Genomic DNA, 14,773 nt, shown 5'->3' with positions numbered 1-14,773 from the left:
CCTACCGTCGATGACACCGGCGCACAGTGCGCTGGTGGAAGTGGGATGAAACGGATGCAACAGCGCGAATCCGAGCGCGTGTGGAAGGTCGGCGAGCTCGCGGCCGAGGCCGGACTGACGGTGCGGACGCTGCATCATTACGACCGCATCGGGTTGGTGCACCCCGCAGGGCGCACCGGGACCGGTCACCGGCTCTACACCGTGGGCGATGTCGAGCGGCTGTACCAGGTGCTGGCCTTGCGTCAGCTGGGACTGGGCTTGGACCAGATCGCCGAACTGCTCGAGGGCGCTGTCGCGATGCCGCAGGTACTCGCTGCTCATCGTGACTATCTGGCCGCGCACCTGGCCGCGACCCAGGATCTTCATGCCTTGGTCGCGGCGCTGGCCGCCACGGCGGAGAGCCGGTCGGATACATCCACCGATCACTTCCTGGAACTGATCAGGAGGACCGTCATGGTCGACGACACCATCAAGGAATACTTCAGCGAAGATCAGCTGACGCAGCTCGCCCAGCGCCGGGAGGAGCTCGGAGAGCAGCACATTCAGCAGGTCGAAGCGGATTGGGCCGAGCTGATTCCCCGGGTCGACGCGGCGATCGCGGCGGGAATGGACCCGGCCTCGCTCGAGGCGCAGCAGATGGCGGCGCGATGGATGGAGCTCTTGGAAGGGTTCCATGGTGGCGACGCGGGCCTGCGCGACAGCATGTACCGGATGCAGGCCGAGGAGGCCGAGCGCATCGAGAGCAAGTTCTGCGGACCGTCACCCGCGCAGATCGAGTTCATCACCGCCGCGAACGCCGCACGCGGATAGCGGATTCGGCGAGAGCAGGGCGCGGCAGCGCGCAGGCGTGGTGCGCGGAAACAATTTCCGCGCACCACGCTCCGTACAGCGGGACCGGCCTACCGTGCCCGGCACAGCGATACCCGCCGTACCGCGGTCGGCGGTCCGTCAGCCGGCCGGCAGCGCGCGGTCGCCGAGTAGATCCTCGCTGCGTTCGCGGACGGTGGCGCGCAGTGCCTCCACGACCGCGGCGACTTCGGGGCGGCGCAGAGTTTCGGAGCGGGTGACGAGCCAGTAGGTGAGCTGGACGCGGACCTCGTCGGGCAGTACTCGGACGAGGTCGGGGTGACGGTCGGCCATGAAGCAGGGGAGTAGGCCGATGCCCGCGGCGGCCCGGGTGGCTTCCACATGGACGAAGACGTTGGTCGAGGAGACGGACCGGGACATGGTGGGGGCGAAGGCGAGAGCCAGGTCGAGGTCGTCGACCTGGAGGATGGACTCGATGAAGTAGACCAGCGGGTAGCGGGCGAGTTCGGCGACAGTGGCCGGGATGCCGTGTTCGGCGAGGTAGTCGCGGGAGGCGTAGAGGCGTAGGCAGTAGTCGCCGAGTTCGATCGCTTCGGCGCGATGGACCTGCGGTTTGCCGACCACTACCTCGAGGTCGAGCCCGGTTCGCTGGGTGGATGCTCGTCGGGTCGCGGCGATGAGGTCCACGGCGATGCCGGGATGGCTGCGCTGCACGCGCGCGGCGGTCGGCGCGGCCAGGTAGGCACTGAAACCGTCGGTCGCCGAAATGCGCACCACGCCCTCGAGTATGCGTTCGCCCGCGTTCGAACCGAGCGATCGGACGGCTGCCTCGACTGCTTCGGCGGCCGTGAGCGCCTCGCGGCCCAGGTCGGTGAGCTCCCAGCCGCCGCTGACCCGGGTCAGCACCCGCCCGCCCATGGCGTGTTCGAGCGCCGCGATGCGTCGCGAAATCGTCGTGTGGTTGATGCCCAGTTCCTCGGCGGCGCTGATATAGCGCCCTGATCGGCCGACCGCGAGCAGCACCAGCAAATCATCAGCACTCGGCTTGCGCCCCGAAGTCGAAGAAGAACGGCTCACGTGTGCAGTTTCGCAGATTGCTGTTGCGAAACTGGCCATTGTCACCGAGAACGATCTGCACGAATACTCTCCTCACATCTTGTGGGCCGCATCACAGTGGGCTCGGGATGTGACTCGGAACATCGAAGGAGTAGTGCGATGAGCGTGCGGAACGCGACACGGCCGACCGACGACCCGGATGAAGCTCCCACCGGACTGCGGCGGGTGGTCGCCGCCTCGATGGCGGGCACCGTTGTCGAGTGGTACGAATTCTTCCTCTACGGCACCGCGGCGACCCTGGTGTTCAGCAAGGTGTTCTTCTCCGAGGACACCAGCGACCTCGACGCGATCCTGGCCGCTTTCGTCACCTATGCCGTCGGTTTCGTGGCCCGCCCACTCGGCGGCATCGTCTTCGGCTACTTCGGCGACCGCTACGGTCGCAAGCAGTTGTTGCAGGTGAGTCTGGTACTGGTCGGAGCCGCGACCTTCCTGATGGGCTGCCTGCCGACCTTCGCCCAGATCGGTTACTGGGCGCCCGCGATGCTGGTGATCCTGCGGTTCGTCCAGGGCTTCGCGATCGGCGGCGAATGGGGTGGGGCGGTACTGCTGGTCGCCGAACACAGTCCGAGTCGTAGTCGCGGATTCTGGTCGAGTTGGCCGCAGGCGGGTGTGCCCGCGGGCAATCTGCTCGCCACGGTCGTGCTGCTGGTGCTGACCTCGACCCTGTCGGATGCGGCGTTCCTGAGTTGGGGCTGGCGCGTGGCCTTCTGGCTGTCGGCGGTGGTGGTTCTCGTCGGCTACTACGTGCGAACCAAGGTGACCGACGCCCCGATCTTCCTCGCCGCACAGCAGTCGATGGATCAGGCCAAGGCCGCCTCGTTCAGCCCGTTCGAGGTGCTGCGCACCTACCCGCGCGGTGTGTTCACCGCGATGGGCCTGCGGTTCGGCGAGAACATCATGTACTACCTGGTCGTCACGTTCTCGATCACCTATCTCAAGGTCCACGTGCACGCCGACACCAAGACCATCCTGTGGTGGCTGCTCATCGCCCACGCCGTGCACATCGTGGTCATCCCGGTGGCGGGCAGGCTCGGTGACCGCGTCGGCCGCCGCCCGGTGTACCTGGCCGGTGCCGTCGCCGCGGCTACCTGGGGCTTTTTCGCCTTCCCGATGATGGACAGCGGCAACAGCGTGATCATCCTGTCCGCCATCATCATCGGGCTGGTGTTCCACGGGCTCATGTACGCCGGTCAGCCGGCGATCATGGCCGAGATGTTCCCGACCCGGATGCGCTATTCGGGGGTGTCGCTGGGCTATCAGGTCACCTCGATCGTGGCGGGCTCGCTGGCGCCGATCATCGCGGTCAAGCTCCTCGACGAGTTCGGATCCTCGGTGCCGATCGCCTGGTACCTGGCGATCGCGGCGACCGTCACGGTGATCGCGGTGGTGTGCGCGAAGGAGACCCGCGGCATCGATCTGGAATCTGTCGACCTCGCCGACGCCACCGCTACGAAACGTGTTGCCGCATGACCGACCTCACGGGACGGAAGGCGCTGGTCACCGGCGGTGCGAGCGGAATCGGTGCCGCGTGCGCGCGGGAATTGGCCGCGCGGGGCGCCGAGGTCACGGTCGCCGACATCGACGCAGCGGGTGCGAAAGCCGTCGCGCACGAGATCGGCGGGCACTGCTGGACTGTCGATCTGCTCGAGGTCGAAGCGCTGGCCGACTCGCGGCTCGAGATCGACATCCTCGTCAACAACGCGGGCGTGCAGAGCGTGAGTCCGATCGAGGAATTCGCACCGGATCGTTTCCGCGCGATGCAGACGCTGATGGTCGAAGCACCGTTCCTGTTGATCCGCGCCGCCCTCCCGCACATGTACGCCCAGCGTTTCGGCCGGATCGTCAACATCTCCTCGGTGCACGGGATTCGTGCCTCGCAGTTCAAGGTCGCCTACGTCACGGCCAAGCACGGGCTCGAGGGACTGTCGAAGGTAACCGCGCTCGAAGGTGGTCCGCACGGGGTCACCAGCAACTGTGTCAGTCCCGGATATGTGCGAACACCCCTGGTGGACAAGCAGGTCGCCGAGCAGGCGGCCGCGCACGGGATCGCGGAGCGGGAGGTGCTCGAGAAAGTGCTGCTCACCGAGAGCGCGATCAAGCGATTGATCGAGCCGGAAGAGGTTGCGGCACTGGTTGGTTGGCTCGTCTCCGGCGATGCGGGCATGGTCACCGGCTCCTCCTATGTCATGGACGGAGGGTGGAGCGCCCGATAACCGCAGTGCGTGGCCGTTGTCGACCCCGGCGCGCTCGCCGAACCCGCACTACTGGCCCGATACCGCACGGGTTCCCGGTCGGCAGTCGATCACCACGCTCGCACCGAAGTGACGGTGCGAGCGTGGTGGTCTCGACAGTGGGTCAGCGGAAAAGGGCGGTGAGGTCGACGGTGGCTGCCATGGCGGCGGCGCCCGCGTCGTTGAGGTGCATGCCGTCGCCGCTGTCGAACTCGGGGCGGATGTAATCAGGGCGGTGGGGGTCGGCTACGGCCCTGTCCACGTCGAAGGTCGAGTCGAAAACGTCGGTGCTGCGCAGCCATGCGTTGACGGCGTGGCGGGTCGGCTGTGTTTCCAGCAGGGGCATTCCGGGGTACACGCACCCGGCGTAGGGGCCGATGGTGGCGGCGTGGATGCGCAGTCCGGCGGCGTGGGCGCGGTCGGCGAGGTCGAGGAAACCGGCGATCAATTCTTCGGTGGTGGCGCAGGGCTGTGCGCCCATCGCGCCCAGGATGAGGTCGTTGATCCCGAAATTGACCAGGATGTCGGTGACACCGGGCACCCGCAACGCGTCGGAATCGAAACGGCGCATGCCGGATTCGCCGATCTGCTCGGCTGTGAGGCGGTTGCCCGAGATGCCGTTGTTGACCACCCACCCGTGGGTGAGGCGGGCGTTGAGAGCGTCGACCGAGCGGCGGTTGGCACTGAGCGTGGTGCCGAATCCCTCGAACCAGGAGTCGCCGAATGCGACGGCGACCGGCGTCTCCTCGGTGACCAGCACGTCGATTCCGGTGACGAAGAAGCGTCGCGGAACCTCCTGCGCATCAGTGAGTTCCACATCCGAGGTGTGGTCGCCGGCGACGATGTAGGCGATCTCGCCGGGCTGGTGGGAGAAGGTGGCGAGACCGGTCGACGTCGGGATGTACAGGCTGAGCAGTAGGTCTTCACCTGCGGCGACCGGCAATTCGACGGGGTCGCTCACCAACTCGGCGCCCGCGTCGATGGTTGCCTGCGCCGAGCCGTCGAAGGTGATCTCGCGGTCGGTGCCGATCGCCGAACCGATCTTGCGTCGCGCGATGCGTGCGGCCCCGATCCGCAAGGGTGTGCCACCGTAGCGGTTGGTCAACCGCACGCGCACCGCGTCGCCGCCACCTGCCATGCGCAGGACGTGGCGCACGGTTTCGTCACCGAACTCCCGTGGCTCGGCGAGCTTGATCTGCTCGTTCGGGTCGATGACCCCGGTTCGGAAGCCGGCGACCCACGTGGTGTGCTGCATGATCTCTCCGATACTTGCTGTGCGGAATAATGCGTATGCATAGGTGTACTCGTGGTTATTCCGCGTGTCAACTATCCGCGCAGCAAGCATCGGCTACGCTGGCCTCATGTCCGTGCACGAGCTGTTCGACGACCCGCGCTTCACCGTCTCCGGCTTGCTCTTCGAGGCGCACAGCGGCTTGATCGCCAAGTTGGAGCCGACCTGGAAAGCGCACGGCCTCTCCGGCCTTGACCTCAATGCCCTACTGAGACTGAGCCGATCTCCGGTTCGCCGCCTGCGGATGTCGGATCTGGCTACCCAGACCGAGCTCTCGACCAGCGGCGTCACTCGCCTGGTGGACCGTCTGGCCGCCGCGGGACTGGTCGAACGTCAACTCGACCCGACCGACCGCCGCAGCGCCTACGCGGCCTTGACCGACGCGGGCGTCCGCCGCCTCGAACAGGTTCTTCCCGACTACCTCGCCGCCCTCGAACAATGGCTCACCGGCCTGCTGACCCCGACTCAGCTCGACGGCTTGATCACCGGCCTGCGCTTGATCCGTGATGCCACGAACCCGGCGGCTACCGCCTTGTCCGACCAGTCCTGAGGTCGGCTTGCTCGCCGTGCCACGTGCCAGGTAGCTCCAGCTGACATGGCGCAGGCGTGGTTTCGAGGTCGATCGAAACTCCGAGCGCAGGGCCTCCGAGGCCGACATCCCGAACAGGTTCCGTCAGTCACTGCTCAGTGCCGGTGACAAGCAGGCGGGTCGGCTTCTGGGGAGTGAATGGAAACCGGTTGTCCGGTGCCGACCCGCCTGGAATTCATTCGTTGACGCCGACGCCTTGGATTGGCCGCCCTCGATCCGGATCGTGAAGTCCCGCACCGCAAACCGCGCGCAGCACGGGCTGCCGTGGCCTGATGACGATGCCTGCCGGTGGCGCGATCCGAGAGCGGGGTAGCCCGCACGGCGCTGCGGGGCTGGACGATTCGGTGATCGAGTCGTTCGCCGCGTTGCTTCCGTTGGGGAGGTACCAGCCGATGTTGCTGGATATCAGCCCTCGACTCGTACGTCCCCTCGACAGCGACGACTATTTCGCGCGCGAGCAGGTCGAGACGTGGGGTATCGACTCGTTCTGGGGGCTGCCCGCCCACCCGCGCACGGTCTACTACCGCACCTTCGATACCGCGGCAAGTGCTGAACGCCCACCTGTACGAGTTCATTGTTCCGATGGTTCCACCGAATTGGAACGACGTCACCCGAGTAACGCGGTTTCACCAGAAGGTTCGCACTGCCTCGAATCACAAGCTGAAAGCGGGCGGCGAAGGATCGCCGCCCGCTCCGTCTGCCTTCTCTGCAGGCAGTCGATGCCGGCCTCGCCGACCGACAGGACGTACAGAGGCTCACCGCCCTCCGGGCCGCCTTGCCCGTCGAACCTAGGCGGTGATCCAGATCAGTTGCCGAAGCTGTCGGCGACCATCTCCTCGGTCAGCCCGTAGTCGGAGAGTGCGTAGTGGTGGGTGGGTTTGCGGGCGCCGGTGCGGCTTTCGTGGTCAAGGGCGGTGATGGCTGCTCGGGCTTCGGGGGTGAGGGCGGTTCCGGTTCGGGTGTAGATGCGGTCGACGACGCCGACGGGGTCCGCGCGCAGGTCGTCGAAGTCGACGTCGATGAAGGTGGCTTCGGGATGGCGGGTGCGGGCTGCGGTGAACTCCGACAGGCCGCGTGCCCAGAGATCGAGTTGGGTGCGGCCGATGGTTTCGCCGGTGAAGACCGTGGACCAGCCTCGGGTGGCGTGCTCGTTGAGGCTGCAGACCGACGGGATGATGGTGGCGGGGTCGCGGTGGGTTTGGATGACGATGGCGTCGGGGTAGGTCGCCAGCAGAGCGTCAAGGCAGAACAGGTGGCTGGGGTTCTTGAGGACCCAGCGGCGGGTGTCGTTCATGCCGATCAGCTGCAGGTTGCGGCGGTGTCGCGCGTAGGCGGGTGTCCAATCCTGACCGGACAACCATCGCGCGTATCCCGGTACGTAGGCGAGGCATTCGTAGGAATGCGACATGCCCGACTGGCGCAGTAGCTGCCAGCATTCCTCCACGTCGGAGGCGCTCATGTAGTGCAGGCCCATGAACTCGGGGTTCTGTACCTGGTGCCGGCGCAGACCCGCGTCGATCTGCTGGTAGGCGGGATTGTCCTCCCACGTGTCGCGCGGTGGCCGCGGCTGCGGGAAGTCGGTCAGCCACATCTCCAGCCCCTGATTGGCCGGATCGGCGGCCAGCAGCCGGTGCAGAGCGGTGGTACCGGTCCGGGGCAGGCCGGTGACGAAAATCGGCTTCGTGACCGGTGTTTCGACATAGCCGGGATTGGCCGCCCACGCGGCTTCACTCAGCGCACGGGCGACCAGAGTGCCGCGCAGGAAGAAGCGCGACATCTTCGAGCCCAGCTCGGTGAGCCCGGCTTCGTCGCGATACGAGTCGAGCAGAACCTGCAACGCCTCGGTGTAATCATCGCTGCCGAAATCGGTGAGACCGGTGAGTTTGGTGGCGGAGGCGTGCAGGTCGGCTACGGTGCCGACATCGGTGCGCACAGTCATCTTCTACAAGCTCCTAGTTGTGGTATTCGCCGCAGTTGACGTCGAGGGTCTGACCGGTGATCGCCGAGGACCAGTCGGACGCGAGGAACACCACGGCACGGGCGATTTCTTCGGGCTCGGGCAGCCGCTTCAGATCGGATTTCGACGCGGTCTGTTCGTAGACCTGCTCGACGGTGATGCCGTACTTCTCGGCGACCTGACCGAAGTACCACTTCAGCTGGTCGGTCCAGATGTAGCCGGGTAGCACGCTGTTGACCCGCACGCCCTTGCCGCCGAGCTCGGTGGCCAGGGTTTGTGACATGGCCAGTAGTGCGGCCTTGGTGAGTTTGTAACTGCCGTACCTGGGTTCGGAATGACGCACGACCATCGAATTGATCATCACCACAGCACCTTTGGCCTCGGCGAGGGCGGGCGCGAATCCCTGCGTCATCCGCAGCCCGCCGAGCACCGTCATATCGAGACTGGACCGGATGTGGTCGAAGTCGGTGCGGTCGAGCGGCTTCATCGACGGCACGGAGAACGCGTTGTTCACGAGTGCGTCGACCCGGCCGAAGGTGTCGACCGTGCGCGCTACGAGGTTCTGCACCGCGGCCTCGTCGGTGATGTCGGTGGGCACGCTCAGCGTGGCGCCGCAGACAGCCTCGATTTCGGCAGCCACCTCGTGCAATCGCGATTCGGTGCGTGCCGCGAGCACGACCGTCGCACCTGCCGCGGCCGCTTCCAGGCAGATCGACCGACCCAGCCCCGGTCCGACCCCGGAAACGACGACGACCTTGCCGTCCAACAGTGCCCCGCTCATCCCAGCATCCTTTCGGCGAAAGCCCGCTGCCGGGCCGAGATTCGGTCGCGCCATCCGGCGGCGTCGATCCGGTTGTGTTCGAGATAGGGAAGGTGTTGTGTGACTTCGTCCATCGGTACGACGTCAACCGTCGGGCCGTCGGCCTCGGTGATCGGCCGATCGGTGCGCTGCCATCGGAACTGCAGAATTCCGCGGGTGCGGCCCGTGGTCTCGATCCAGTTCGCGATGCCGGGATCCTGCTTGCTCACCACCATCCGGATCAGACCGTCCGAATCGACTTGTGCCTGCGCGTGATTGAGGCTGGTCTGGTGGTTGACGTAGTCGAGGGAGATATACCAGAGACTGCCCAGCTGGAAACCCTGGTACGGCGCGTCCGACTTCGGGACGGTGATCACGAGCGCCTCATCGTCGGCCAGATCGAAATGTCCGACCGAGGAGTACTGCGTGCTCAGCCCGCCGGGGGTGAGGCGGGGCGCGGTGAGGGTGTTCACCGGCAGATCGAGATAGAACCACTTCGGGAAGTTGAACCAGGTGTGCACGCGGGTGAGCAGCATCTTCGCCGCCGCGCTGTACCGTTTGCGGATTCGCGCCAGATCCGGTTCGACCGGTGCGGTGCCGATGGTGTCGACCCGCTCGATCCGGATCGAGCCCTTGCGCTCGGACCAGTCGCTGTAGACCTCGCGCACGGCCAACATGGACGCGCCTTCTCCAAGCGGGAAATAGTCCGGGCCCGCATCGGGCTTCGCGGGCCCGAAGCGCAGCGAGAAGCTGCCGTCGGCGGCGATCGGAATGCGCCGGTCGTCGAACGCGTCGGCGCCACCGGGCACATCGGTCGCGGTGTAATCGCCTTTGAGCACTTGGAAACTCAGGTCGACGGTGCTGCCGCGCACCCCGCTCACCACGTACTCGGCGGTCGGCTCGATGTTGGCGTGATAGTAGAGGGTGTCCGGATTGTCCAGGCCCATCTTGGCGTACGGGCCGGTCGAGGACACGAAGTACGGATGTGAGGTGCCGTGTGCACCGGACAGGCGCAGGCAGGCGGCGACGCCGGCGGCGAGATAGTCGTAACCCTCGGCGAGGTCCTGGTCGCTGCGAACGAACTCGGCTCCGGCGATGAGTGTTTCGGCCTGGGCGACGGCGGCGAGCAACGGCGCGGTCAGCGGCTCCGGTGGCGCGCTGCTACCGGCTTCGGTGGCGGTACTGGAATGGGTCAACGGTCTGCGATTCCTAGCTCTCGGAGGATATGGGTGGCGATCTCGACAGGTGAGCCGAGATCGGGGGTGATGACCAGGTCGGCGTGCTCGGGTCGTTCGTACGGGGATCCGATACCGGTGAAACCGGGCAGTTCGCCCGCACGGGCTTTCGCGTAGAGGCCCTTGGGGTCGCGGCGTTCGCACACCGAGAGCGGGGTGTCGACGAAGACTTCGTGGAACGGCAGTTCACGGTCGACGTGGGTGGTCCGGGCATCGGCCCGTTGCGCGGCGAACGGACTGATCACCGACACGATCGCCACCGCGCCCGAATCGGCGAACAGTGCGGCCACCTCGGCGACCCGGCGCACGTTCTCGTCCCGGTCGGTGGGGGAGAAGCCGAGACCGGCGTTGAGACCGTGGCGCAGATTGTCGCCGTCGAGCAGATAGGCGGGGCGCCCGCCCGCGACGAGCTGGCGCTCCAGTTCGACGGCCAGGGTGGACTTTCCGGACCCGGACAGACCGGTCAACCAGACGGTCGCGCCTGCATGCCCGCGTTCGGCGCGACTCACCGCCGAGCGATGCCAGACCAGAGACTGGGCTACGCGCACACTCTCTTCGCTCTCGGTGGCGGAATCGACCGATGACGCGATCAGTGTGCGCTGAGCGTGGTCGAACCCGGATTCTCGGCCCGTCACCATCCCGGCCGCGACGGTCTGATCGGTGACCGGATCGATCAGGATGAAGCTGCCGGTCCGCCGGTTCTCCCGATACGGATCCGACAGCAGCGGATGACGGCTGCGTAGTCGAATGCGCGCGATGTCGTTGAGCGACAAGGACTCCACGTCCTCGACGCGGTGCAGGGTGTTCACGTCCAGCCGATATTCGATGGCTGTGACCTGGGCGGACGAGGTCTGAGCGGCGGTGCGTACCAAATACTGGGCGCCCTCGCGCAACTGCGAGGTCTCCGAGAACCAACACACCATCGCGTCGAGATCGGTGCCGATGTGTGGACGGTTACCCGGCCGGGCGAGCAGGTCGCCACGGCCCACATCGATGTCGTCGTCCAGGGTCAGCGAGACGGCCATCCCGGTGAACGCCTCGTCGACCTTGCTACCGCCCGGTCCCCAGATCTGCCCGACGTGGGTCGACTTGCCCGAGGGCAGGACCACCACTTCGTCGCCGGGCTTGAAGATTCCGCCCGCGATGGTGCCGGCATAGCTGCGGTGGTCGAGTCCTTCCTGAGCCCGGATGACGTACTGGATCGGCAACCGGGCATCGATGAGGTTGCGGTCGGAGGCGATGTGCACGTCCTCGAGGTGGCGCAGCAACGGCGGTCCCGGATACCAGTCCATGTGCTCGGAGCCGTCGACGACATTGTCGCCGAGCAGCGCGGACACGGGCACGAAGCTCAGATCTCCGACCGTCAACTTGGCGGCGAACGCGGCGAATTCGGTGCGGATCTCCTCGAAACGCTCCTGCGACCAGTCGACCAGGTCCATCTTGTTCACGCACACCACCAGGTGTGGCACGCCGAGCAGTGTCGCGAGGAACGCGTGCCTGCGGGTCTGCTCGGAAACGCCGGTGCGTGCGTCGACCAGGATCAGCGCGAGGTCGGCGGTGGACGCGCCGGTCACCATATTGCGGGTGTACTGGACGTGTCCGGGCGTGTCGGCGATGACGAACTTGCGGCGTGGCGTGGTCACGTAGCGGTAGGCGACATCGATGGTGATGCCCTGCTCGCGTTCGGCGCGCAGCCCGTCGGTGACCAACGCGAGATCGGCCGCGGTGCCGCCGCGTTCGGTGCTCACGCGTTCGATGGCGGCGAGTTGATCGTCGAACAGCGACTTGGAGTCGTAGAGCAGCCGGCCGATGAGGGTGGACTTGCCGTCGTCGACGCTGCCCGCGGTGGCCAGTCGTAAAAGGTTGCGGCGCATCAGAAGTAGCCCTCTCGCTTGCGGTCTTCCATGCCGGTCTCGGAGATCCGGTCATCGGCACGGGTGGCGCCGCGCTCGGTGAGTCGGGTGGCGGCGGTCTCGGCGATCACCTTCGCGGGGGTATCGGCGGTGCTCTCGACGCAACCCGTGCAGGTGGCGTCGCCGACCGTGCGGAAACGGACGGTGGCTTCGAAGGTGCGCTCGCCGGGGGCCGGCGTGATGAATCGTGTCGCCGACAGCAGCATGGCGTCACGTTCGATGACCTGACGCCGGTGCGCGTAGTACAGCGACGGCAGCTCGACGGCCTCGCGGTCGATGTATTCCCAGATGTCGAGCTCGGTCCAGTTCGACAGCGGGAACACCCGGATGTGCTCGCCGGGTTGATGGCGGCCGTTGTAGAGGTTCCACACCTCGGGCCGCTGTGCGCGCGGGTCCCATTCGCCGAAACTGTTGCGGAAGCTGAACACTCGCTCCTTGGCGCGGGCCTTCTCCTCGTCGCGGCGCGCGCCGCCGAACGCCGCGTCGAAGCGGTGCTCACCGATCGCGCGCAGCAAGGTGGTGGTCTGCAAGGGGTTGCGGGTGCCGCCGGGACGTTCCACCGCGCGACCCGCGTCGATGTCGTCCTGGACGCGGGCGATCTCGAGGCGGGCGCCGGTGCGCTCCGCGGTGCGGTCGCGGAATTCGATCACCTCGTCGAAATTGTGGCCGGTGTCCACGTGCAGCAGCGGAAAGGGCAGCGGCGCGGGCCAGAACGCGCGCCGCGCCAGGTGTAGCAACACGGCGGAGTCCTTGCCGCCGGAGAAGAGCAGGGCCGGTCGCGCGAGCGTGGCCGCGACCTCCCGGAAGATGTGCACCGACTCAGCCTCCAAGGCCGCCAGATGCGATAACTCGTACCCCGCCTGCACTGTTCACCCTCTTCGTTCGCGCATCTCCCCGAGGGAGAATTCCTCGGCAGAGTTGCAATGTCGAATATTCGACGCTATTGTTCGGTATTGTGACACCGACGATAAGCCGGGCCGAGCGGGTCGGTCAAGAGGTGACCCCGGATTCGATGGGCGATCCCGAGATTCCCGGGGCCGCGTCCCCGCCGACCCAGCGCGTGGTGAAGGTGCTCGAGCTGCTGTCTCGCCACGCCACCGAACACCTGTCGTTGGCGCGCATCGTGCGCGAAGCGGGGCTGTCGCGCGCCACCGCGCATGCCGTGCTCACCCAGCTCACCGCCGACGGCTGGACGGCGCGCGACGAGGACGGTTGCTATGGCATCGGACTGCGACTACTGACGGTGGCCCGGCGTGCCGAATCGGCGTTTCCGCTGCGCCGCACCGCTGTACCGCACCTGCAGGTCCTGTCCGAGGAGATGCAGGTGCCGGTGTTCCTGGCCGAGCGCGCTGGCGAGAGCATCGTGGTCACCGAGGTCGTCGGGGACCCGTCGGCCGGCTGGATCCGCCCGGGTCGCCGCCTCCCGCTCGCGCCCCCCGTCTGCCGCGAATTCGTGGCCTGGGCCGCCGCGCCCGTGCAGGAGGCCTGGCTCGCCACCGCCGATCCGGCGCACCGCGATCGCCTCGCCCTCGTCCTCGCCGAGATCCGTACCCGCGGCTACTCCGTCGAACGTCTCGTCGACGATTCGACACCGATGCTGGAAGTGCTGGCAGGTCTGCGTGATTCACCGATCACGGCTGCCCTGCGAGCCCAGCTCGGGTCGGTGATCACCGAACTGATCACCATCGACTACCTCCCCGACGAACTCGGCCCCGAGAACGCCGTGGTCACCCTCGCCGCGCCGATCCGCGACCACGCGGGTGCTGTCGTGGCCGCTGTCGTGAGCTGCCCCGACAGCCGGTTGTCGACATCCGCGGTGAGCGAGCTCGGCGCGGCGACGATGGCAGCCGCCGACCGAATCGCCGGCGGGCTGGGGGACTGACCGCGCGGCACCGCAGGCGCGCGACCGATCACCCGAACTGGTCGCGATCCCATGATTTCCTGTTCTCGGTGACGGCGATTCGCCATTACGCTGAGAGTGGCTCTGCCCGGAGGTGACCCGCTCGACGGTCGCCCGGGCAGACGGCGAGGAAGGATGGGCCGTGGCAAACGACAGTGATCGGTGGTGGGAGGCGCCGGGAATGTCAGGCCCCGCCCCTGACCCCGCCCGACCTCCCGCCGATCCCACCATCCTGCGCTCGCCGAGCAATTCGGCCGAGCACTCGAGCGCCCGACCCGAACACGGTCCGCAGCCGGGAACGCAACAGCCTGGTAGCGGCCAACATCCGGTTGCGCCGCCCACCGTGTTCGGGCAGCTGGGGGCCGGTGCGCAGTCGTACGGGACCGGACAGCATCCACAGTCGCACCATCGCGGTAGCGGGCAGCATCCGTTCGCGCCGCCTACTGTGGTCGGCCAGCCGTGGACCGGGCAGCAAGCGTACGGGCAACAATCCGGAACAGGGCAAGGCCCGTATTCACCGCCACCCGGAAGCGGACAGCAGTATGCCTCCCAGCCCGGAATCGGCCAACAGCCGTACGGGTCGCAGTTCGGGCCGGGTCAGCCACCGTTCGCTCAGCCGGGGTACGGGCAGCAGCCCTACGGCTATGTGCCCGGACCGCAACCCTCTTCGACTCCGCCACGTCGCCGCGGCGGCTCGGGTGCGATCATCGCGGCGATAGCGGTGGTGCTGGTGCTGGTTGTCGGGGTCGCTGTCGCCGTCGCGATCGCTGCCCGTTCCTCCGACGAACCCACCGCATCGGTGGCCACGACCACGACGACGAAAAAGGGGCCACTGTCAGGAATGAACTGGTCCCCGATAGTTGGACTGGCCAAGTAAGAGCCTAAACCGCGAGGGCCTGAGCCCGGTACTGCACCGGACTCAGGCCCTCGAGCTT

13 protein-coding genes are annotated in these 14,773 nt (G+C 66.9%); 6 read left to right on the top strand and 7 right to left on the bottom strand.

The features are described from left to right. Positions 1–45: 45 nt before the first annotated feature. Positions 46–810, top strand: coding sequence for a MerR family transcriptional regulator (locus ACFWUR_RS25050; protein ID WP_378910020.1), 765 nt, complete (start codon positions 46–48; stop codon positions 808–810). Between the two features lie 138 nt (positions 811–948). Here the strand turns inward: ACFWUR_RS25050 and ACFWUR_RS25045 are convergent, their stop codons facing one another. Continuing rightward, entirely contained in the window at positions 949–1,923 is a 975-nt protein-coding gene (locus ACFWUR_RS25045) for a LysR family transcriptional regulator (RefSeq protein ID WP_378910018.1), read from the bottom strand. A gap of 99 nt (positions 1,924–2,022) precedes the next feature. Here ACFWUR_RS25045 and ACFWUR_RS25040 point away from each other — a divergent pair, with 99 nt between their 5' ends. Both ACFWUR_RS25040 and ACFWUR_RS25035 read left to right on the top strand, forming a co-directional pair. Continuing rightward, positions 2,023–3,393: an MFS transporter gene (locus ACFWUR_RS25040; protein ID WP_378910017.1), complete on the top strand. Its 1,371-nt coding sequence runs from the start codon at positions 2,023–2,025 to the stop codon at positions 3,391–3,393. After that, positions 3,390–4,136, top strand: coding sequence for a 3-hydroxybutyrate dehydrogenase (locus tag ACFWUR_RS25035; RefSeq protein ID WP_378910015.1), 747 nt, complete (start codon positions 3,390–3,392; stop codon positions 4,134–4,136). The genes ACFWUR_RS25040 and ACFWUR_RS25035 overlap by 4 nt, the downstream gene beginning before the upstream one ends. A gap of 142 nt (positions 4,137–4,278) precedes the next feature. Here ACFWUR_RS25035 and ACFWUR_RS25030 read toward each other — a convergent pair whose 3' ends face one another. Then, a complete protein-coding gene (locus ACFWUR_RS25030) occupies positions 4,279–5,409 on the bottom strand; it encodes a GDSL-type esterase/lipase family protein (RefSeq protein ID WP_378910014.1) in 1,131 nt (376 codons plus the stop codon). Between the two features lie 106 nt (positions 5,410–5,515). On the opposite strand from ACFWUR_RS25030, the gene ACFWUR_RS25025 reads away from it, so the two are divergent. After that, positions 5,516–5,995 carry a MarR family winged helix-turn-helix transcriptional regulator gene (locus ACFWUR_RS25025; protein ID WP_378910012.1) on the top strand — a complete coding sequence of 160 codons (480 nt, stop codon included), beginning with the start codon at positions 5,516–5,518 and terminating at the stop codon, positions 5,993–5,995. 844 nt (positions 5,996–6,839) lie between these two features. On the opposite strand, the gene ACFWUR_RS25020 is transcribed toward ACFWUR_RS25025, so the two are convergent. Genes ACFWUR_RS25020 through cysD form a run of 5 tightly spaced genes read right to left on the bottom strand, consistent with a single transcriptional unit; the run spans position 6,840 to position 12,804 of the window. Beyond that, positions 6,840–7,973, bottom strand: coding sequence for a sulfotransferase family protein (locus ACFWUR_RS25020; protein ID WP_378910010.1), 1,134 nt, complete (start codon positions 7,971–7,973; stop codon positions 6,840–6,842). A gap of 13 nt (positions 7,974–7,986) precedes the next feature. Further along, positions 7,987–8,772, bottom strand: coding sequence for an SDR family oxidoreductase (locus ACFWUR_RS25015; RefSeq protein WP_378910008.1), 786 nt, complete (start codon positions 8,770–8,772; stop codon positions 7,987–7,989). Next, positions 8,769–9,986 carry a hypothetical protein gene (locus ACFWUR_RS25010; protein WP_378910007.1) on the bottom strand — a complete coding sequence of 406 codons (1,218 nt, stop codon included), beginning with the start codon at positions 9,984–9,986 and terminating at the stop codon, positions 8,769–8,771. Before ACFWUR_RS25010 ends, ACFWUR_RS25015 begins: the two co-directional genes overlap by 4 nt. Next, positions 9,983–11,899, bottom strand: coding sequence for an adenylyl-sulfate kinase (gene cysC / locus ACFWUR_RS25005; protein WP_378910005.1), 1,917 nt, complete (start codon positions 11,897–11,899; stop codon positions 9,983–9,985). The genes ACFWUR_RS25010 and cysC overlap by 4 nt, the downstream gene beginning before the upstream one ends. Next, positions 11,899–12,804 carry a sulfate adenylyltransferase subunit CysD gene (gene cysD / locus ACFWUR_RS25000; protein WP_378910004.1) on the bottom strand — a complete coding sequence of 302 codons (906 nt, stop codon included), beginning with the start codon at positions 12,802–12,804 and terminating at the stop codon, positions 11,899–11,901. Before cysD ends, cysC begins: the two co-directional genes overlap by 1 nt. 89 nt (positions 12,805–12,893) lie before the next feature. Between cysD and ACFWUR_RS24995 the strand changes: the two genes are divergently transcribed. Both ACFWUR_RS24995 and ACFWUR_RS24990 read left to right on the top strand, forming a co-directional pair. Next, positions 12,894–13,820, top strand: coding sequence for an IclR family transcriptional regulator (locus ACFWUR_RS24995; protein WP_378910003.1), 927 nt, complete (start codon positions 12,894–12,896; stop codon positions 13,818–13,820). A 160-nt stretch (positions 13,821–13,980) separates the two neighbouring features. Next, on the top strand, positions 13,981–14,715 hold the full coding sequence (locus ACFWUR_RS24990) for a hypothetical protein (RefSeq protein ID WP_378910002.1): 735 nt from the start codon (positions 13,981–13,983) through the stop codon (positions 14,713–14,715). The last annotated feature ends 58 nt before the right edge of the window (positions 14,716–14,773 follow it).

Origin of the sequence: Nocardia sp. NPDC058633, from assembly GCF_042717045.1 — a bacterium.
Classification (GTDB): domain Bacteria; phylum Actinomycetota; class Actinomycetes; order Mycobacteriales; family Mycobacteriaceae; genus Nocardia.
Note: the sequence above shows the minus strand (reverse complement) of the source record. Positions and strands in the feature narration are given on the sequence as shown.